Origin of the sequence: Methanocalculus alkaliphilus, from assembly GCF_024170505.1 — an archaeon.
Classification (GTDB): Archaea; Halobacteriota; Methanomicrobia; order Methanomicrobiales; family Methanocorpusculaceae; genus Methanocalculus; species Methanocalculus alkaliphilus.
Map to the genome: position 1 here is coordinate 1 of NZ_JALJYG010000014.1, position 19,615 is coordinate 19,615.

General features: G+C 57.2%; 25 protein-coding genes and 1 pseudogene. 6 read left to right on the plus strand and 20 right to left on the minus strand.

Annotation, left to right across the window (positions count from 1 at the left end; all coding sequences use genetic code 11):
• The 14 genes and pseudogenes from J2T58_RS09125 to budA form a co-directional block, all read right to left on the minus strand.
• A pseudogene (locus J2T58_RS09125) lies at nt 1-149 on the minus strand (formylmethanofuran dehydrogenase subunit B); the annotation flags it as partial.
• A gap of 180 nt (nt 150-329) precedes the next feature.
• Complete coding sequence (locus tag J2T58_RS09130; protein ID WP_253489090.1) at nt 330-575, minus strand: 4Fe-4S binding protein; 246 nt, start codon at nt 573-575, stop codon at nt 330-332.
• Complete coding sequence (locus J2T58_RS09135; RefSeq protein WP_253489094.1) at nt 572-1,099, minus strand: 2-oxoacid:acceptor oxidoreductase family protein; 528 nt, start codon at nt 1,097-1,099, stop codon at nt 572-574. The genes J2T58_RS09130 and J2T58_RS09135 overlap by 4 nt, the downstream gene beginning before the upstream one ends.
• The gene (gene porA, locus J2T58_RS09140) at nt 1,099-2,208 is read right to left on the minus strand and encodes a pyruvate ferredoxin oxidoreductase (protein ID WP_253489097.1); all 1,110 of its coding nucleotides are present in this window, start codon (nt 2,206-2,208) and stop codon (nt 1,099-1,101) included. The genes J2T58_RS09135 and porA overlap by 1 nt, the downstream gene beginning before the upstream one ends.
• Nucleotides 2,202-3,083 carry a thiamine pyrophosphate-dependent enzyme gene (locus J2T58_RS09145; RefSeq protein WP_253489100.1) on the minus strand — a complete coding sequence of 294 codons (882 nt, stop codon included), beginning with the start codon at nt 3,081-3,083 and terminating at the stop codon, nt 2,202-2,204. Before J2T58_RS09145 ends, porA begins: the two co-directional genes overlap by 7 nt.
• Before the next feature lie 56 nt (nt 3,084-3,139).
• The gene (locus J2T58_RS09150; RefSeq protein ID WP_253489103.1) at nt 3,140-3,709 is read right to left on the minus strand and encodes a flagellin; all 570 of its coding nucleotides are present in this window, start codon (nt 3,707-3,709) and stop codon (nt 3,140-3,142) included.
• A complete protein-coding gene (locus J2T58_RS09155) occupies nt 3,710-4,252 on the minus strand; it encodes a flagellin (RefSeq protein WP_253489105.1) in 543 nt (180 codons plus the stop codon).
• A 108-nt stretch (nt 4,253-4,360) separates the two neighbouring features.
• The gene (locus J2T58_RS09160) at nt 4,361-5,551 is read right to left on the minus strand and encodes an ABC transporter permease (RefSeq protein ID WP_253489108.1); all 1,191 of its coding nucleotides are present in this window, start codon (nt 5,549-5,551) and stop codon (nt 4,361-4,363) included.
• Complete coding sequence (locus tag J2T58_RS09165) at nt 5,548-6,219, minus strand: ABC transporter ATP-binding protein (protein ID WP_253489111.1); 672 nt, start codon at nt 6,217-6,219, stop codon at nt 5,548-5,550. The genes J2T58_RS09160 and J2T58_RS09165 overlap by 4 nt, the downstream gene beginning before the upstream one ends.
• Nucleotides 6,216-7,346, minus strand: coding sequence for a COG1361 S-layer family protein (locus J2T58_RS09170; RefSeq protein ID WP_253489114.1), 1,131 nt, complete (start codon nt 7,344-7,346; stop codon nt 6,216-6,218). The genes J2T58_RS09165 and J2T58_RS09170 overlap by 4 nt, the downstream gene beginning before the upstream one ends.
• Nucleotides 7,346-8,008, minus strand: a complete 663-nt coding sequence (locus J2T58_RS09175) for a YIP1 family protein (RefSeq protein WP_253489116.1) — start codon at nt 8,006-8,008, stop codon at nt 7,346-7,348. Before J2T58_RS09175 ends, J2T58_RS09170 begins: the two co-directional genes overlap by 1 nt.
• A 63-nt stretch (nt 8,009-8,071) precedes the next feature.
• Nucleotides 8,072-9,820 carry a PAS domain S-box protein gene (locus tag J2T58_RS09180; RefSeq protein ID WP_253489119.1) on the minus strand — a complete coding sequence of 583 codons (1,749 nt, stop codon included), beginning with the start codon at nt 9,818-9,820 and terminating at the stop codon, nt 8,072-8,074.
• On the minus strand, nt 9,817-10,224 hold the full coding sequence (locus J2T58_RS09185) for an arsenate reductase ArsC (RefSeq protein WP_253489122.1): 408 nt from the start codon (nt 10,222-10,224) through the stop codon (nt 9,817-9,819). The genes J2T58_RS09180 and J2T58_RS09185 overlap by 4 nt, the downstream gene beginning before the upstream one ends.
• 6 nt (nt 10,225-10,230) lie before the next feature.
• A complete protein-coding gene (gene budA, locus J2T58_RS09190) occupies nt 10,231-11,040 on the minus strand; it encodes an acetolactate decarboxylase (RefSeq protein WP_253489125.1) in 810 nt (269 codons plus the stop codon).
• Between the two features lie 127 nt (nt 11,041-11,167).
• Here budA and J2T58_RS09195 point away from each other — a divergent pair, with 127 nt between their 5' ends.
• Nucleotides 11,168-11,500, plus strand: a complete 333-nt coding sequence (locus J2T58_RS09195; protein WP_253489128.1) for an STAS domain-containing protein — start codon at nt 11,168-11,170, stop codon at nt 11,498-11,500.
• A 17-nt stretch (nt 11,501-11,517) separates the two neighbouring features.
• Nucleotides 11,518-11,964 carry an ATP-binding protein gene (locus J2T58_RS09200; RefSeq protein ID WP_253489131.1) on the plus strand — a complete coding sequence of 149 codons (447 nt, stop codon included), beginning with the start codon at nt 11,518-11,520 and terminating at the stop codon, nt 11,962-11,964.
• Nucleotides 11,965-11,967: 3 nt separating this feature from the next.
• On the opposite strand, the gene J2T58_RS09205 is transcribed toward J2T58_RS09200, so the two are convergent.
• From J2T58_RS09205 to J2T58_RS09225, 5 genes are read right to left on the minus strand one after another with little or no spacing between them, the layout of a single operon-like run.
• On the minus strand, nt 11,968-12,912 hold the full coding sequence (locus J2T58_RS09205; protein WP_253489134.1) for a cation diffusion facilitator family transporter: 945 nt from the start codon (nt 12,910-12,912) through the stop codon (nt 11,968-11,970).
• Nucleotides 12,913-12,962: 50 nt separating this feature from the next.
• A complete protein-coding gene (locus tag J2T58_RS09210) occupies nt 12,963-14,096 on the minus strand; it encodes a pyridoxal phosphate-dependent aminotransferase (RefSeq protein ID WP_253489137.1) in 1,134 nt (377 codons plus the stop codon).
• Complete coding sequence (gene ribH / locus J2T58_RS09215; RefSeq protein ID WP_253489138.1) at nt 14,093-14,500, minus strand: 6,7-dimethyl-8-ribityllumazine synthase; 408 nt, start codon at nt 14,498-14,500, stop codon at nt 14,093-14,095. Before ribH ends, J2T58_RS09210 begins: the two co-directional genes overlap by 4 nt.
• A 15-nt stretch (nt 14,501-14,515) precedes the next feature.
• Nucleotides 14,516-14,977 (minus strand): riboflavin synthase, encoded by a 462-nt coding sequence (gene ribC / locus J2T58_RS09220; protein ID WP_253489139.1) that lies wholly within the window; start codon nt 14,975-14,977, stop codon nt 14,516-14,518.
• Nucleotides 14,974-16,104, minus strand: a complete 1,131-nt coding sequence (locus J2T58_RS09225; RefSeq protein ID WP_253489141.1) for a pyridoxal-phosphate-dependent aminotransferase family protein — start codon at nt 16,102-16,104, stop codon at nt 14,974-14,976. Before J2T58_RS09225 ends, ribC begins: the two co-directional genes overlap by 4 nt.
• A gap of 52 nt (nt 16,105-16,156) precedes the next feature.
• Here J2T58_RS09225 and purE point away from each other — a divergent pair, with 52 nt between their 5' ends.
• The gene (gene purE, locus J2T58_RS09230; protein WP_253489144.1) at nt 16,157-16,546 is read left to right on the plus strand and encodes a 5-(carboxyamino)imidazole ribonucleotide mutase; all 390 of its coding nucleotides are present in this window, start codon (nt 16,157-16,159) and stop codon (nt 16,544-16,546) included.
• 137 nt (nt 16,547-16,683) lie between these two features.
• Here the strand turns inward: purE and thiC are convergent, their stop codons facing one another.
• A complete protein-coding gene (gene thiC / locus J2T58_RS09235) occupies nt 16,684-17,994 on the minus strand; it encodes a phosphomethylpyrimidine synthase ThiC (protein WP_253489146.1) in 1,311 nt (436 codons plus the stop codon).
• On the opposite strand from thiC, the gene J2T58_RS09240 reads away from it, so the two are divergent.
• Genes J2T58_RS09240 through J2T58_RS09250 form a run of 3 tightly spaced genes read left to right on the plus strand, consistent with a single transcriptional unit; the run spans nt 17,993 to nt 19,592 of the window.
• On the plus strand, nt 17,993-18,595 hold the full coding sequence (locus J2T58_RS09240) for an MBL fold metallo-hydrolase (protein ID WP_253489149.1): 603 nt from the start codon (nt 17,993-17,995) through the stop codon (nt 18,593-18,595). The genes thiC and J2T58_RS09240 overlap by 2 nt on opposite strands.
• The gene (locus J2T58_RS09245; RefSeq protein ID WP_253489152.1) at nt 18,588-19,013 is read left to right on the plus strand and encodes a GIY-YIG nuclease family protein; all 426 of its coding nucleotides are present in this window, start codon (nt 18,588-18,590) and stop codon (nt 19,011-19,013) included. Before J2T58_RS09240 ends, J2T58_RS09245 begins: the two co-directional genes overlap by 8 nt.
• 9 nt (nt 19,014-19,022) lie before the next feature.
• On the plus strand, nt 19,023-19,592 hold the full coding sequence (locus J2T58_RS09250; RefSeq protein WP_253489154.1) for a flavodoxin family protein: 570 nt from the start codon (nt 19,023-19,025) through the stop codon (nt 19,590-19,592).
• Nucleotides 19,593-19,615: the final 23 nt, after the last annotated feature.

Below are 19,615 nucleotides of genomic sequence, written 5' to 3' on the forward strand. Positions count from 1 at the left end.
GCCTGAGCATGAAGGAACTTCTCTGCACCGATGGCACAGGCATGATAGACCTCCTTGATCTTCTTGCCGTCATCGGAGAGCTCGATCTCAAGATCGTCACAGAGCGTCCCGCAGAAGGTGCATATTACATCTGATACGATATTTGCCATAGACTTTCCTCACATCCAGGACCGGCCCAAAAAAAACAGAGAGCAGATGGTGCTCATGACCCGGAACTCCCCGGAGACTGGACCTGGCTTATGTTCGTAAACCAACGAACTGTAAGGATATAGACGAACTAAAAATATTTATACCCTCGTATGGGGGCAGAAGAGAGATTGGGGGGATGATCACCGCTCTTCGCGGTCCATCCGGATTGCCTTTTTGGGGCATTCCTGGGCACAGATCCCACATCCTTTGCAGAAATCGAGATCGATCTCGAAGTCGGCATCGATGCAGGCATCCGGACAGTACATCGCACAGAGGCCGCAGGCGTTACATGCCTCACGATCGACCACCGGCCGGAATGTCCGCCATGTTCCGGTCTTTCCCGCAGCTCCCTGCCGGGGTCTGCTCATCGCAACAGGATCACTCATACCGTCAACTCCTCATATGCAGCCTCAGCCGCCTTCACATTCCGCTCATCCGCAAACATATCACGGATTGCGGCGAGCGCAGATTCATGGGTGATGATACCCATCTTTGCAATCGCCCCAAGCACAGGGGTATTTAAGATCGGGCTCCCCGCGACGACGAGATCAACGGAGAGGGCGATCCCGGTGAGATCGATGGTGAGAGCCTCGACCCCCGGAAGATCAACCGGGTGGGGGCTGTTGATCAGAACACGGCCCCCCGGCTTCATCCCCTGGAGGACATCGACCGCATCCATGATGCTTGCATCGAGGACGACGATGAGATCGGGAGATCGGATCTGGGAGTAGATCTTGATGGTATGATCATCGATACGGACAAACGAGACGACGGGGGCGCCCCGCCGTTCCGCTCCATAGAACGGGGCGGCCGTCGCATGCTTTTTATCAAGGAAAGCCGCCATCGCGATGAGACGGGCGGCAGTGACGCCCCCCTGTCCACCGCGTGAATGGATCCGGATCTCATACATCAGGCATCAACCCCGAACCAGAACTCTTCACCCATCCGGCGATCCCGGACGAACCCGGCGATATCATCATAGGTGACCTCCTGGCCGCCGAGTCCGGCGACGACGGAGTAGATCGAGGCACCCGGATACTTCGACCGGATCTCAGAGGAGAGGACACCGCCATACCCGAATGAGTAACCGCGATCCAGGACGACGAGATCGCGTCCCCCGATATCAAGGTCAGGGAATGGCCTGAACCAGCGGATTCGCATGGATCCTGCCTTGATACCCGCATCCCTGAGAAGATCGACCGCCACTTCGGCCTCCTTGCCGAGTGTTCCGAGTGCGACGATGAGAACCTCGGCATCCTCGCATCGGTACTCCTCGGTCGGGCCATATTTCCGGCCGAACTGCCTGAAGAACTCCTCTTCCGCATCCCGGATGACCGCCGGCGAGTTGCGCATCGCCTTCTCGATCCCCCATCTGAATTTGAAGTGATCGTTTGGCCCGGTCATCGCGCCATAGCCTGCCGGATTCTCCGGATCGATCCTGTGGGGGAGCCGCACCGGCGGGATATAATCGCCCGGCTCCACGGTCTCAAGCGACTGCATGATATGAGAGAGGAGGAACCCGTCGAGATTCACCATCACCGGGAGGAGGATACCATTGTTCTCTGCTATGCGGAATGCCATCAGGGTGGTATCGTATGCCTCCTGGACATCGCCGACAAAGAACTGGAGCCATCCGGTATCCCGCTGTGAGAAGGCATCGGTATGTTCTGCCCAGACATTCCATCCGGGACCGAGGGAACGGTTGATGTTTGCCATCACAATGGGGAGGCGGGCACCTGCCGCCCAGTGGAGCATCTCGTGCATGTAGAGGAGCCCATGGGAGCTGGTTGCCGTGAAGGAGCGGACACCGGTGATTGAGGCCCCGATACAGGCAGTCATCGCCGAGTGTTCACTCTCAACCGGAATGTACCGGGTATCCATCTCACCTGCGGTGACGTACTCTGCGATCTGCTCGACCACCTCACTCTGGGGGGTGATCGGGTATGCCGCGACAACGGCCGGCTTTGCGGCCTTCACCGCAGCTGCAACCGCCTTGTTTCCTGTTGCTACCGTCAGCATTCTCCTGCCTCCTCCTTTGCAAGCCGGGCGAGGTTCTTCTCGACCTGCTGTTCAAGCTCATTCACCTGCTTCTCTGTGATCCCCTTGAACCGGCCCTGAAGCGAGATATACTCCTTCAGCGGGAGCCGCTTCCTCATCGCAGCCTTCGAAGCACCATTGATGGTGAGCTCTCCGTACTTCCTCTCCCAGAGGACCCACATCCCGGTCTTCACCGCCATCTTCCCGACCGTCACCGGCATATCAGAGGGGATACGCCAGCCCGGCGGGCAGGGAACAAGGATATGAATGAACGAAGGGCCGGGCGTGGCAAGGGCGGTCTTCACCTTCTCAAAGAGATCCTTTGGATGCGCCGCAGATGCCGTCGCCTGGTAGGGGATGTTATGAGCGGCAATGATCCGATCGATATCCTTCTTCGTATCGGTCTTTCCACCCGGTGTCGTCGTCGTCCGTGCCCCTATCGGGGTTGCACCCGACCGCTGCATCCCGGTGTTCCCGTATGCCTCATTGTCATAGCAGATATAGAGGAAGTTGGTGCCACGTTCAAGTGCACCAGATAGTGCCTGAATACCAATATCCACCGTACCACCATCGCCCGCAAAGACGATGACGTTCGTCTTCTTTCCTTCACTCGCAAACGCTTCGCTCATCCCTGATGCACATGCCGCAGCGGCAGCAAACGCGATATTATACACAGGAACAGCAAATGCGGTATTTGGGTATATCCCCTGCAGAACACTTGTACAGCATGCCGGAACGACAAGGACCGTATCAGGTCCGGCTGCCTTGAGCACGTACCTGAGTGCAAGCGCAGCGCTGCACCCGGCACATGCCGTTGTGCATTTGAGGAGGTACTCATCCTCTGGTATCTCAGCCATCCGAATCAGGGTACGTTTGTCATTCCTTTATAATGAGGCTTCGGTTTCATGCATCATCAGCCGACCCGGGTATATGTGGTGAGGGAGGGTGGAAAATGGAACGGAATATGAAGCGGGTGGACTCCGGGTGCGATGATCTCAACGGTGAAGCGCGAGTTTGGGGAGAGATCCCATGAGAATACGGGTTTGACCATAAAGACGACCACCTCGCCGGGTTGAAGCACAGGATTCTGATCGTCGCGTATCGGGCGGATGATCGAGAAGCGGGAGGGGGGAGGGGAGGAATTGAAGAGGGGATCATGAGCAGACATCTCTTCGTAATTGTGGAACCCCCTGAACCTGATGGAGACGGTCCTGAGATCCACCGGACGGGATCCCGGTGTGAGCTGAACCGGGATCTCAAGGTGCTCAGCCCTCCTCAGATCATTATTCGTATCAACCGCAAAGATGCTCCCGGCAAGAACAAAGCCCGAGTTTCCCCGATGAACACCTTCGGTAACCTCAGTTCCGACATTCTGTGAGATTGAGAAGCCTGCAGCAAGAATGACCATTGAAAAGGCAGCAGCAATGACGACAAAGGCAATCAGGACGACTGCCGCCTCAAGGCCGGTGAAGCCGTCCTCCACTCATCCCACCTCATAGCGTTTGTTCCCAAGGAGCGTCCCCGGAACGGTGCATGGTATGCTGACCGGAACCCCCCGAGGGGGAATGATGGTGAGGGTGAAATCGTCTCCGGTGGAGAGGCCCGCATCAGTGATGGTCAGCCGGACGCTGAGAAGCTTCCCACGGGAGAGGACCCCCTCAGCCGGATCCCCGGAGGGCCACCTGTAATGAATATCCTTCTTTGGGATCTGGTAGATCATCTCGGTTGTATGGAGCGTGTAGTGGATACCCGACATGGCAACCTCCCCTCCGATAACCTCACAGAAGAAGTTGAGCGATTCCGGGTTGGAAAACGCATCGACACCCAGAATGACCGCCCCGTTCACCACCAGCGAGGAGGGTGTCGTCCCGGCATCCGAGGTGACCTGGCGGGCCTTCTCGGTCGCATAAAAACCTGATCCAAGGACAACATATGAAAATACCGCCGCCACAACGACAAAAGCGATCAGGATGATCCCCGCCTCAAGACCGGTGAATGCCTCTTCATCATCAACAGCAGAGATCAACCCTGTACCCCCCGATGGCAGGCTCTCAGCCGCCACAACATCGGAAAACCCGGCAGTACAATCTGGACAAAGAAGAGATAATGATTGTGTATTTATTCAGACAACCATTCATTCATGCCTGAGAGCTTCGATCGGATCAGCTTCTGAGGCCTTCCATGCCGGGTACAGCCCGGAGAGGATCGAGGTCCCAATGCCAAAAGCCATCCCGATCGGGATATAGATGAGGCTCGAAGGAGCGAGGAGATAGCTGGTATCCTCAAGCATCACAAGGAGGGCAAGGTATCCTCCGGCAACCGAGAGGATGCCCCCGATGATCGATCCCGCGAGGCCGAGGAGGAGGGACTCATAGAAGAACATGCGCCGAATCTCCCGCCTGAGAGCCCCGATTGAACGGAGAACCCCGATCTCCCGGTACCGCTCCATCACCGACATCATCATGACATTGAAGATGGAGACCCCTGCGACGACGAGGGAGATACCCCCGATGGCGATGGTGAAGGTCGAGATCCTCCCAAACGTCTCGAGGATCGTCGCAAGGATGGCACGGGTATCATACACATCCACCTCCGTCTCCCTCCGGTTCAGCGATGTCTCGATGGAGGTCTTTACCGCCTCGATCTCCTCAAGATCACGGACCTTGACGATCACCCGGTCATACCCGTGGGGATTATACCGGGTCTCATACCACCTGTCAGAGACGACGATGGCAGTGTCGGTATTGATATCAAACCCCATTCCCCGCTCCTCCAGGATTCCCGTCACCCTGATCGGTTGTTCATCCGAGCCGATCAGAATCCTGCTCCCTACGTTCAGCGAGTAGGTCTCTGCAAGACGGGATCCGATCATCGCACCGGACGGACCCCGCAGGTACTGGCCGTCCTCCCGTTCAAGAAGAATCGGAATATCGGCTGTCCGCATCCCATAGATGGGGGCAAACCCGGTCTCACCCCCGATCCTGATCCGTTCACCCCCCGAATAGATCGGGATGACGGTATGGGGGGCTGATGCACGGGTGATCCGCTCAAGCTGCCGGGAGGTGATGACATCATCGGTTGAGACCCCCCCGGCGCCACCAGGCCCGCCCCCCATCAGACTTCCGCCGGTATGGGGTACAACGACGATGGTGTCGCCGACCGTCGTCAGGTCTTCTGAGATGGAGAGGACGAGGGAGGAGCCAAGAATACCCATCGAGGTGATTGCAACCACACCGATGATGATACCAAGCATCGCAAGAAGTGATCGGAGCCAATGGAGACGGAGGTTCCGGACCGCGAAGAGGAAGAAGATCGGGCGGTTCATGCGATCCTCCCGTCAACGATCCGTATAACCCGGTCGGCATACTCTGAGGTTATTGGATCATGGGTCACCATGATGATCGTCTTCCCCTCCTCCTTCTGGAGGCGGACGAGGAGGTCCATGATCTGCGCACCGGTCTTTGTATCGAGATTCCCTGTCGGCTCATCAGCAAGCAGAATCTCGGGATCATTGATGAGAGCTCGTGCAATCGCAACCCGCTGCTGCTGGCCGCCGGAGAGTTCAGCAGGGGTATGATCGAGGCGATCCATGTGGATGCCGACCTCGGCAAGGATATTCATACACCGGTCGGTGCATCCCGGATCACCCCCCTTGAGGATGAGGGGGAGCCGGACATTTTCTATCGCAGAGAGGAGGGGGATGAGGTTAAACTGCTGGAAGATGAAACCGAGATGCTCACGCCGGAGCATCGTCAGTTCATCATCGGTCATCTCACCGATATTCCGCTCACCGATGAAGACCTGGCCTTGTGTCGGGGTGTCCAGGCACCCCATCATATTCAGAAGAGTGGATTTTCCGGATCCGGACGGCCCCATGATAGCGATGAACTCGCCCTTCTCGATCGAGAGGGTGATATTACCAAGTGCGGTGACATCCCCACTCCTGAGAGAGTAGATCTTTGAGACGTCCAGAAACCGGATCGCGGGTGTCATCTCTTCTTCTTTCGTGAATAGACGAGTGCTCCTGCGACGATTATGACCGAAAGGAGGATAATTCCGATCATCATCGGAGAGAGGCCGCCATCATGCTCCTGCACCGGCTGTATACCGGATCGAATCGTCGCCATCACCGTCTCCTCATAGAGGTTGCCATCACCATCGCGGTACCGGATGACAAGGGGGATCTCTTCGAGATCCTTTGCGGCAAACGTCACCTCAAAGGAGGAGAAGTCATCGGGATCAAGGGTTCCGACGACATAGACCCGGAACGGATCGATGGGTGCTGCCGGGGCTTTCGTCGTCATCACGACGGACCGTGCAGATTCAAGCCCGGCATTTGAGACATCCCCGGTTATCCGGTATCCGCCTGCAACCGATGTCACCTCGATGTTTGAGACGATCGGATCTGCCGCTTTCTTGGCAATACCCGGAGTGATCGGGATGGTCAGCGGTACGGTATGGGTATTCTGGCCGTTGCGATACTGCACATTGAAGGTGAGATCACCCTCTCCGGTCGGGGTGACGGAGAATGCGGCATCACGTGACTCACCCGGTTCCAGGGATCCGATGAAGAAGGTCGTTGGAACGACATCGGCAACCCCGGTGACGGGGGTGACCGAGACCGAGGATATGGTATTCATTCGTGGGTTGCCGAGGGAGACGACGACATTCTCTTTTCTCCCCTCCATAAAGACATCAGGCCGGGATGAGATCCCCGCATCAAGGGGACGCCTGTCCACCCTGAGAAGGACCGGCTCTGAGAGGGAGCCGCCGCCCATGAAGTTCATGGAGAAGCGGGGGTAGAAGATACCCTCCTCGCCCCGGACACGGATGGTATAGGTAAATGTCATACTGTTCCCGGCACCCAGCATTCCCGAGCCGGTATGTGGGGAGGTGAGGATCTCAACGTTCTGCTCCCCTGTCATGCGGACCGCAGAGAGGCTGATCGGGAGTGTTCCGGTATTCTGAACAGTGACCTGCACCGTTCCGGTATCCCATGGCATAAAGACCCCGGGATCAATGGAGACACCCGTCACCGTCACCTGTGCCGAGCTATCGGCTGCAGCTCCTGTGGAGATGAGGGCCGCACAAAGAACCAGTAGTATGAGATATATCCGCATCAGAGAACCCCGAATGATATGATGGTTATAATCAGGTAGAGACCCACAGGGATAAAAACTGTGTATGCGGCATCCCGCTGGGTCAGCTTCCTGGCATACCGGATCCCTGAGTACCAGATGTTTGCAGCCCAGATCATAAAGACGATCGAGAGGACCGTCTGAAGGAGGGTGTACTCTGCCATCGCAGGCTGGGTCATAAACGCCTCTACGGCGGTATCAATCGCGGCAGGATCCATAAAGTCCCGGATCACCGGGGTGACGATCTGGTCGGCGATCATCGAGAGCCAGACCATGGCAATCCCGACCGATGCGATAAGCGGGGCGAAGCCATATCCGACCGCTTCAAGGACCTTCTTCATCGATCCTTCACCCTTGAAGATCATACTCAGGAGATAGAAGATGACCGATGCGATGATCCAGAATACAATTGCCGAGATAAATCCACCGGCGGCTCCAAAGAAGATGATGATCCCTTCATACCCCTCTGCAATCGAGGCGTACATCGGGGCCATCAGTGTCGTCATCTGATACCCGAGGATCGCAGAGAGGGCTGCATATACAAGGACGATGCCAAACGGAAGCCCGAGTGCAGGCTCCTTTCCTGCCTGCTCTTCAAAGAACTCATCGGGCCGGAAGAGTATTGTCATGATGCTGTCTGCCATAGATTCACCACCAGCACCCGGACAGGGGTGCCTGAGAATGTAAAACATTCGTTACATTTGGACTTAATGCTTCTCATCCTCATGATCGGAGTCGATGGCATAATGGCGCTTCAGAAACCCCCTGACATTCTCAGATTCGATCCAGCCCTGGTCAAGCCTGCTGACGATATCGTTGATTCTCCGGACCTGATCTGAGATCTCCTCTGCATACTCCCCATTACCGAGGATGGTATAGCCTTCGATGACCTGGAGGGGATTTCTGATATGGTCCCCAAGGATCGCAAGCTGGGTGATATTCTCCTCGATCTGCCTGAACGCCTCCTTCTGTTGTGATATAAGCTCCATCCTTTCGGTAATATCCCGGAGGAGCCCCTGGATACCGATGATTTCCCCTCCTTTATACATCGGGAAGAAGGTCGCCTCGATTATTGCTTTCGTTCCATCCTCCCGGAGAAGCGGGAAGGTCAGTGCCTCAATCTTCTCACCCAAAAGGATGGCGTCAAATGCTCTGCTGACCCTCTCCCGATCATCATCCGGAATGAATTCCAAGAGTAGTATTCCTGCAGCTGGCGGGACCGTCATGCCGGCAACCCGCTGAAATGAAGGTGAGAGATACGTCACCCGGCGATCCGGGTCGATGGTGACTATCGGGTCGAAGCTCCGCTCAGTTATTCCACGGTACAACTCCTCCCGCTCCCGGAGCTCCGCCTCCATCCCCCGCTGCTTCTGAAGCTCAGCCTCCTTCATCAGAACGATGGTGACGAGGAAGACACCCCCGATAAGGAGGATTATAAGGATATACATGGGTATCTCAACGATCGGCGGGGGTCTGTTGATGATCGCTGTTCCCGGGGGGAGCTGTTCCGGAGCGATCCGGTGGGCGACGAGAGCCCGGTGGTCGACGATCCCTTTCGTCTCAACCTCTTCGATGATGGGGAGGTCGTCGGGATGAGCACCATCAAGGATCTGCCGGGCAAGATCAGCAGCAATCCTCCCCTGGTCCCTTCCTGTGAAGAAGACTCCCCCGATCACTCCGTCTCCAAGATAATACTCAAAGATACCATACACCGGGGCTTCCGTCCTCGCCGCGATATAGGATCCCACCCTGTCATGCGGGATGAATGCCAGACCATCCGGATCATTGGTCAGTGCCAGGAGGAGGATAACATCCCCCTCGCCATATGATCCGACACGATCCCCAATCCCCGGAATGGACTCTCCTTCGATGTACTCAACAGCCACCGATCCCGGGATCAGGGACCGGACCTCATGGAACGTTTTAAGCGTCTGGGATCCGGTGATACTCTCTTCATTAATGACGACCAGCCGCTTCATTTCGGGATGGAGGGTTCTGATCAACAACAGTGTATCATGGATATTGACCCCCTCGACGACGCCGGTGATTCCCGAATGCCCTTCAATCAGCAGGGGATCATAATGGTTGATCCCGCAGAAGACGATCGGAATTCCGGGGAAGAGTTCTTCCCTGTAATCCAGGAGGAAACGGAGTCCGGCATCATCAGCAACGATGATGCAGTCGGGGGGATCATCATGGTACTTGTACCTGTACATCGCGGCGAGCTGGTCAAGATACGCAGGCGACTCGTACCGCTTCGTATCCATATACTCGGTCCGTATCTGGATCGGGTCCGTTGATGCACCCAGAACCTCCCCGATACCTGCACTGATATCTGTCACCCAGACCATCTCGGGATGATAGGAGTGGAGAACAAGGACCATTTTTTCATCCGCCGAGGCTGCCGGAGAGAGGATGAGCATCAGGAGAAGAAGAGAGACCAGCCATCCTCTCAAAGAAGATTCCCCCTGATCCATGCGGTAATCTCATCCCTCAGAAGACGGAGGGCGGCAAGTTGCTCCCCCTCTTCGCCGGAAAGAGCGGCGGGGTCGGAGAGGGGAACAGAGATAACCTCCCCTGCCGGAGGGAGGAAGGGGGGGACCTCATCTGTCAGGATGATGATACGGTCAAATCGCCGGTCAAGGAGTGCAGAGAGAGGTCCGGGCCTGTGATCCGGGATATTGATCCCCACCTCACCCATCACCCGGGTGACGAGCGGATTGGGCCTTGATGCCGGGCTGATCCCAGCGCTCAGGGCAATGTAGCGGCCAGGTGCCAGGTGGTGTACAAGAGCCGCCGCCATCGGGGAGCGCCCTGCATTCCTGCTGCAGACGAAGAGGATGGAAGGGAGTGCCGCCACCTCTGATCACCCGGCCACCGGCCGTTCAACGGCTGCAAGCTCATGGGAGAGATCCCGGCCCAGTTCCGCCTCAATGAAACCGCCTTCCGATGGAAGGAGCATCATGAAGCGTGGGGTCTCATCAAGGAGGATGGTTGCATCCTCAAGCGAGAAGTCAACGATATGGCCCCCAATCGTCCGATCATCACTGATGAAATGGAGATGATAGCCGGGGACATTCAGACCCCCCATATACTCCGGCAGGAGTGTCCCGACCGCAGTCCCGGAGACGTTGGTATGGGTGGCGATATACTGATCTGCCAGTGCGTCAACAAGGCGTGGATAGGGGCGCTCCTGCCGATGGGGGGCACGGACGGTAAGAGAGGAGAAATAACCATCAATTCGTATCATATAGATCAGGTTCCCTGATCGCACCTCCGCATCGACGAGATCCTCAAAAGCGGCGTACCCGCTCGTCGATGCCCCGGTCAGAATTATATCGGGATCAAAGAAAGAGACCATAGCAAGAGGCGTGAGGAGATCGGATGGTGCAACCCGGACACTCCCGTCCCCCCGTGCCTGATAGACGATCCCATCAACAAGGATCAGCTCACCATCAAGCGAATCGAAGGTTCCAATCCCGGTATCGCCATACCAGACCAGGTCACCGACCGGGATGACCCCATCGTACACACTCTCAAGAAGGGCTTCTATGGTAGAGACCTGGTAGAGCACCTCCCGATCCTCCGGGACGGATGGAGAAGAGAGAAGAGAAGCGGAACCGGCGCCAAGGAGGATGCCGATGATGAGAGTTGCGACGAGGAGGGAATTTCGCATTACTACAAATACACAATCAATGTATATCAACGTTATATATCCCATCACCTTCACAGGAAGAAGACCCTTTTCGACAGGATGCCAGAGAGAAAAGTGCTATCTTCTATCGACGGTAATGATCAGATAGATGCTGGAGATAACCACCGGAATGGAGAATAATATCGGGATCATCAGCCCGTCCGGAAGGCTTGATGCCGTCAGCTCCACGCTCCTTGATGCGGCATTTGAGAGGCTGATTGGAGACGGGGTGAGGATCATCGTCCTCGATGCCGGGAGGCTCCACTATACAAGCTCATCCGGTCTCCGGGTGATCCTCTCTGCACAGAAGCGGCTGAAACAGGCGGGGGGAGAACTCCGGATCGCCGCTCTCAGCCCTGAGATCGAGGCAGTCCTGGCGATGACCGGATTTGCATCCGTCTTCACCATCCGGGAGTCGGTATCCGAGGCGCTGGCAGGGTAGGAGAGGCGATCCAGAAGATGATACAACCCTCTGAGGATGTGGGATCGGTGTATGTGAAGGGGATATTCCGGGCTGATATTCAAAGCCTCCCGGAGATGGTCCTTTTTCTCGAAGGAACACTCTCTTCGATGGGACTCTCAGCCACAGAGATATTTGATCTCCAGCTGGCTGCAGATGAGATCTTCACCAATATCGCCTCCTATGCCTATGGATCGGAGAGTGGTTCAGTGAGTATCGAGGTTATCAGAGATGCGACAACTGTTGTCATCACCTTCACCGATTCAGGCATGCCGTTTGATCCGGAGAGCCTCCCCACCCCGGATATCAGCTCAGGTATAGAGGATCGAGCGATCGGGGGGCTCGGCATCCATCTTGCCCGTCAGCTCACCGACAGGCTCTCCTACAGACGCGATGACGGGAGGAATATCCTCACCATCGAAAAAGCGATAGGGGAGCCGGAGTAACGGCTACTCCCGCCGTGCCGGACAGAGCATCACCCCGCAGTCATTGCACTCCTCATGGCATGGTTCCATGTGAATGGTGATGTGGCTCTTTGGAAATTCAGTCTTCAGATCCGCCTCCAGATGATCGGCGAGATCATGTGCCGTCGTGAGAAGGACATCCTGGTCAAACATCACATGGAACTCGATGAACCGGTCAGGCCCGGACCGCCGGGTCCGAAGACCATGAAAGTTGACATACCGGGTGCAGTGTGCCTTGAGGATCTCCTCTATCCGTACGACATCCTCCTCGGGAAGCCGGGTATCAAGGATCTGTCCAAGCGCTTTTCTGACAAGTTCCACCCCGGTCCTGATGATGACAAGGCCGACCCCGATAGCAATAACCGCATCAAGGAGAAGGATTCCGGTGAAATGAATCAGGATAAGCCCGGCAAAGACGCCCACTGAGGTATAGACATCAGTCCTCAGATGCCAGGCATCACTCTCAAGGGCAATTGATTCGGTTCGTATCGCTATCGCCATCATCCGATGGGAGATGATGATGTTGGCAAGTGCCGAGACACCGACTGCCACAAGGCCAAGGCCGATGAGGTCGGGGTTGAGGGTGCTCTCGCCTGCGATGAGGGCTCCCGCAGCCTCGTAGATAATAAATCCGGCAACGGCAAGGATCAGGACCGCCTCGATGAGGCCTGAGAGCGACTCATACTTCCCATGGCCAAACGAGTGCTGATCATCAGGCGGCCGGGCAGACTTTCTCACCGCAAAGTAGGCAATCGAGGATGCGATGATATCCGTTGCCGAATGGACGGCATCGGAGATGATCGCCACCGATCCGGTGATGAACCCGATGACGAGCTTCAGGATGACGAGGAAGGTATTGCTGAAGACTGCGACAAGGGCGATCCCTGTCTTCTCCCGTGAGGAGTCGTCATGGGGAGGGGAGTCAGACATTGCTATCTCTGGTTTCTGACAGAGCAGGAAAAAGATTTGGGGGGATCCGGTTATGCCCCGCAGATCCGATCCATCGCATCTTCAAGCCGTTCCATCGAGGTTGCATAACTGATCCGGATCCAGCCCGGCGCTCCAAAGGCGGAGCCGGGGGTCGTCGCCACATGCCGCTCCTCGAGCCATTCGGACGCAACAGCGAGATCATCCCCGCCGACATTGGCAAAAGCATAGAATGCCCCGTCAGGAGGTGCACAGGGGTATCCTGCTCTTTGGAGGCGATCGATGACATACCTCCGGCGTCTGGCAAATTCGGTCCGCATCTCCTCGACACAGGCCTGATCCCCGGTCAGGGCGGCGAGGCCGCCATACATCACAAAGGTCGTCGGGTGGGAGACCGAGTGCTGCTGGATCCGGTTCATGTAATTGATCACCGGTGCTGGCCCTGCTGCATAGCCGAGCCGCCAGCCGGTCATCGCATACGCCTTTGAGAAGCCGTTGACCGTCACGGTCCGCTCTGCCATATCCCCAATCGAGGCAAGGGAGATGTGTTCGGCCCCGTCATAGAGGAGCTTCTCATAGATCTCATCCGAGAGGGCGAGGATATCATGATCAGAACAGAGATCAGCGATCATCCCAAGGGATGATCGGGAGAGGATCGAGCCGGTCGGATTGGATGGCGAGTTGATGATGATCATCTTCGTTGCAGGGGTGATCAGATCCGCCAGATCCTCTCCCGGCTGGAATGTCTCCGGATCAAGAGGGGAATGGATCGCCCGGCCGCCCGCCATCTGCACACATGGCTCATAGGAGACCCAGGAGGGATCGAGGATGATCACCTCGTCGTCCTGGTTCAGGACCGCCTGGCAGAGGAGCCGGATCGCATCCTTTGCACCGGCGGTTGCGATGATATCAGCCGATGCGACAGGAATATTGTTCTCCCTTCCAAGCTTTTCTGCTATTGCATCCAGCAGCTCCGGGATCCCGCGTGAGGGGGCATAATGGGTCTCCCCACGCCTCAGTGCCGCAATCGCCGCCTCGGTGATATGCTCAGGGGTCGGAAAGTCGGGCTCACCGATCGAGAGGCTGATGACATCGATCCCCTCGCGGGTCATCTCTTTCGCCCGGTCGGTGATCGCCATCGTTGCCGACGGGGTGATCAACCCAATCGCCGTCGAGAGATGCTTCATGACAATCTCTGGACCAGTTTTACCGCCGATTCGACGGCCCTGCGGGCATAGTCAACCCGTTCCTGTGCCTCAAGACGGGTCATACCCGGACCCGAGATGCCAAGTGCCACCGGCTTCTCAAACTCAAGGGAGAGATCGATGATCTTCCGGGCGGCATGCTGGACGACGATCTCATCATGACCGGTTGCCCCTTCGATGACACACCCGATGGTGACGACCGCATCGACGTTTCCATCCTTCAGCATCTTCTTGATGGCAAGCGGCATGTCATAGGCGCCCGGGACATAGACCCGGTCAATAACCTCCGCACCAAGGAACTTCGCATGCTCCTCTGCCTCGATCTCCATCATGTACGTAATATCGCGGTTAAACTCCGCAACGACCAGTCCAAGTTTTATCGTCATAGTATCATCATCTCCTTACTGTCGTGCCGGGCCGGCATCGGAAAAACCCTGTCTTTTGCCGGTCCCTGCATCCCGTTCAAGCTCCTTTGGATAGAGGAGGAGCTTGACGGCATTCACTGCATGCTCACGGGTCCTCTGTTCAAGCAGCCACGCAAGCTCTTTATCATCCTTCGCCTCGTCCTCGTGGACGAAGACCTCGATGATATGCCTGTTCGTCATCAGCATCGCAAGCTGGAGCCCCTGTGATGCCTCGTGGGCACAGACCTTATCCTTCTCTGCCCCGCCCGGCATCCCAAGCGCCATCACGAGATCACAGCCACGCTCCTCGATCAGTTTCTTGCAGGCGACCGGGAGATCCTTTAATCCCGGAACGGTGTACCGCTCGATTCTGATGCTGGTATGGCGGCGGATCTCATCTGCCGCCGCCGCACCCATATTTGCCCGTGCAAATGTCGTGTCTGCGATCCCGATCTTCATACCAGCACCTCTGTGGCGGCGCTGACGCCATCTCCATCGGATCTATAGCCGAGACGCTTCAGGGTTCCCTGCACCGCCGCAACCGTTGCCAGCACCTCGGAGGGGCCGGTGGCGCCCATCGTCCCGATACGGAAGATCTTTCCTTTCAGGCGATCCTGGCCGCCGGCTATCTCAATACCCATCTTCTTGAGGCTTCCCCGGAGGTCTCCGTCACTGACACCGTCAGGATACTGTATCGCTGTCACCGTATTCGATGGCGAGTGAAGATCGTCGGAGACCGGGAGGAGCGGAAGGCCCCATGCCTCCGCAGCAGCCCGTACTGCGTCAGCAAGCTTCCTGTGCCGTGCGATGCGGTTTTCGATCCCCTCCTCCTCAGCGATGAGGCATGCCTCGCGGAATGCAAAGAAGAGCGGGACGGCCGGGGTGTACGGCGTCTCCATCGGGCTCTTCGATGCGGCCTTCCGGTATGCCTTGAGATCAAGATAATACGGCCGTTTCTCTGATATCCTCTCCCAGGCACGCTCCGAGACCGAGACCGCTGAGAGGCCCGCCGGTGCGGCAAGGCATTTCTGGGAGCCGACGATTGCAATATCAGCACCCCATGCATCACAGGCGACATGCTCTCCACCGATGGAGGTGATCCCGTCCATGATGAAGAGTGCATCGTGCTTCCGTGCAAGCCGGCCAACCTCTGCCGCAGGATTGAGGATACCGGCCGAGGTCTCGTTATGTACCATCGTCACGATACCGGCGCCGTTCTCAAGTGCCTCTGCGAGCGCATCGAGATCATACGGGTGGCCCCATTCGGATTCAATCGCCACTGAAGTTCCGTATCTGCCGCCGATCTCGGCAAGACGCTCACCAAACTTCCCGTTGACGAGCGAGACGATCGTCTGGCCGGAGGCGACGTTGGCGATGGCGGCCTCCATCCCGGCGGTCCCCGACCCGGAGAGGACGAAGAGATCATTCTCTGTCCCAAAGAGTGCCTTCAGCACCCTGACGCAGTCTGCATAGACACCGCCAAACTCCTTCCCCCGGTGGTTGATCGCCTGGCGGGACATCGCATTCCTGACCCGTTCCGGCATCGGGACCGGTCCTGGCATCATGAGTAATAGTTCGTTCTGCATCCTGATCGACCGTACTATAAGAAGATAAACGTCTTAATAGATGGTGAAGCCTATGGTCGACGTAGCTGTCATCGCAGGATCGAAATCAGACGAGGCGATCATTCGCAAAGTCTGCGTAACACTCGAAGAATACGGTATCAGCTATGAAGAGCGGGTTATTTCAGCTCACCGCGATCCTGAGGAGCTCCAGGAGTATATCAGGACAAGTGATGCCCGCGTCTTCATCGGGATCGCCGGAATGTCCGCCGCCCTCCCCGGCGTCATCGCGTCAAAGACGAAAAAACCGGTCATCGGAGTCCCGGTGAGTGGAAAAGTGATGGGCGGCCTCGACGCACTCCTCTCAATCGCCCAGATGCCAAAGGGCGTCCCGGTCGCCTGCGTGGCAGTGGATGGCGGGGAGAATGCCGCACACCTCGCCGCGCGGATACTCGGCGTTGCATGAGGGAGCAGCCGGTCATTGGGGAAGGGGGCATCCCCCTGCCCTATGACCTCTCTGCAGAGGAAACCTAATCCTATATTGGTAAAAAAACCGGAGTCAATAGCCTCTTCCGGAGACCGGGGAGATACTATTGACAAACCCTACTTCTTCTGATCCCCGTCAAAGATCTCCCTTACCATCTTCACGGCACAGAGATCCCCGCACATCGAGCAGGTCTCCCTCTCGCTGTCGCGATCGTGGATGGCACGTGCATGGTCAGGGAAGAGCATCTCGGCATACTGCCCCTCCCAGTCGAGATCACGCCGGGCAATCGCCATGCGTCCCTCTTCAGGGCATCCCGAAACCCCGCCGCGGCGAGAGATATCCCCGACATGGGCGGCGATCCGGGCGACCCGTGTCCCCTCGATGATCTCGCGTTCATCAGGGAGGGCAAGGTGCTCTGCAGGAGAGACCATGCAGAGGAAATCCGCCCCTGCCGATGCGGCAATGGCGCCTCCGATGGCCCCGACGACGTGATCATACCCGGTTGCGATGTCGGTGACGAGCGGGCCGAGCAGATAGAGCGGCGCATGGTCGGTCACCTCCTTGATGACCTTCACATTCCATGCGACCTCATGGATCGGGATATGGCCGGGGCCCTCGATCATCCTCTGAACCCCCGCATTGAGTGCGATGCGGGCCTGCCTGCCGAGCGTCAGGTACTCGGTCGTCTTGGCAAGCCTGTCCGCATCGACGAGTGCTCCGGGGCGCATCCCGTCGCCAAGGCTTAAGGTGACATCCTCTTCGGCAAGGATCTCAAGGAGGTAGTCGAACTCCTGTGCAAGGGGGTTCTCCTCGCCCGTTGCCGCCATCCATGCGACATGGAACGCCCCGCCCCGTGACACGACACCAAGCGTCCTTGGATCGAGCCGGAGTGCCTCGAATGCATCAAGATTCACCCCGGAGTGGAGGGTCATGAAATCAACACCCTGCCTGGCCTGCTCCCTGATGACTGAGAAAAGGATATCGGCAGTGAGATCGGCTGCGGAACCGGCACGGCGGACCGCTTCGTAGATCGGAACCGTTCCAACCGGGATATCGAGGGAGAGGATCTTCCGCCGCATCTCCCGAAGATCACCGGCGGTTGAGAGATCCATCAGGGCATCCGCACCTGCGTCGATGGCGGCGGCAGCCTTGACCATCTCGAGATCGGGATCACATCTCCCCTGTGAGGTCCCGATATTGACATTTACCCTGACGCGGCACCCTTCCCCGATAGGGATCAGACGGGCATTCCGCCGCGGGTTGGCAGGGATGACAATACGCCCTCGCTGAACTGCTTCTGCCATCCTCTCCGGGGAGATACCTTCAGTCCTGGCAACCGCTGTGAGCTCCGGAGGAAGACCAGAGCGGCACTGCCTGATGAGTGCATGCATAAGAACCATCTGTCTGGAGAGCTTATTATCCTGCATGCCCGTCCAGTGGATACCAGGGAGCGGCTGGCAGGCGAACTCCTATCTTATCGGAGACATTCTCATCGATGCAGGGGTTCTCCCGATGGCTCTTGAGCAATACAAAGACCAGATTGAGACGATCATCCTGACACACGGCCACTTCGACCATACCGCCCATCTCGCCCAGATCAAGGCGATGTGCGGCGCAACGGTCTGTATCCATGAGGAGGATGCCGTATCCCTCAGATCCGAGGCGGAAAGCCTCTCGTTTCACTTCGGCGCACGCCCCCCGATGGTCATCCCCGATCGGATCCTCAGCAACGGCGACCAGATCGGGCCGCTCAGGGTCATCCACACACCCGGCCATACCAGGGGAAGCATCTGCCTCTATCATGAGGAGGAGGCGGCACTCATCTCCGGGGATACCGTCTTCCCCGGGGGATCATTCGGGAGGACCGACTTTCCCGGCGGAAACGCCGGAGAACTGAAGCGATCGGTCGAACAGCTTGCAATGCTCCAGGTTGAGTCGCTCTGGCCAGGCCATGAGCAGCCGGTGAAGAGTGGCGCAGGAAGGCATCTCCTCGCCACCCGGCAGTGCCTCCAGTCCTATCATGGATAAGGGGATCTACACCCTCATCCTGAAATCCGAAGGCGCCGATATACGGATTGGGGCGCTGGGTACCCTCGCGATACCCGGAGGGTATCTCATCTATGTCGGATCCGCCCTGGGACCCGGAGGGCTTGGACGGATCAGCCGCCATGAAAAGGCCGCCCATGACGGGAGGCGGCCGCACTGGCATATCGACTATCTCCTCCGTCATCCCTCAACCCGTCTGATCGCATCGGTGGCCGCACCAACGAGCGAACGGCTTGAGTGCACGCTTGCAGATGCGGTGGCCGGAACATCAATACCCGGATTCGGGGCATCGGACTGCCGGTGCAGATCCCACCTTTTTACCCGGGTGGATGATCCGATACCAGAGCTGGCAGCTATCTTCTCGTCACTCGGACTCCTCGCCACGATCAGAAGATATTAGATACCTGAGATGAAGGATACCCCTATGAAGGTACTTGGCATATCAGGGAGTATGCGTCGCGAGGGGAATACCGCGATTCTGGTCCATGAGATCCTTGGGCATGTCGCGCAAAAGGGTGTTCCAACCGAGTTCATCTCTCTCTCGGGGAAGGAGATCAAGCCCTGCATCGGGTGTGAGAAATGCAAGGAAGAGAAGTGCTGCGTCATTAAAAATGATGACTGGCATGAGATCATCGAGAAGGTTGTGGCAGCAGACGTTCTGGTCATCGGATCACCGACCTACTACTTTGATGTCTGCGGGCAGGTGAAGAACCTGATTGACCGGACATACTCGCTCTGGCATGACCGCAAGCTTGCAGGAAAGAAGGCGGTTGCAATCAGCGTCTGTGCGGACAAGGGAGGAACACGGGCACTTGAGACACTTGAGGCGTTCCTCTCGACCCATGAGTATGGCTATATCGGTCATATCATCGGAAGAGGGTTCAATCCAGGGGATGTCCGCGAGGATAGCATCGCGATGGGATCGACAAAGCCGATAGCAGACCGGATCGTCTCCTACTTTGGAACACTCGATGACTGAGGGGGTACAATGCAGCATCTTAC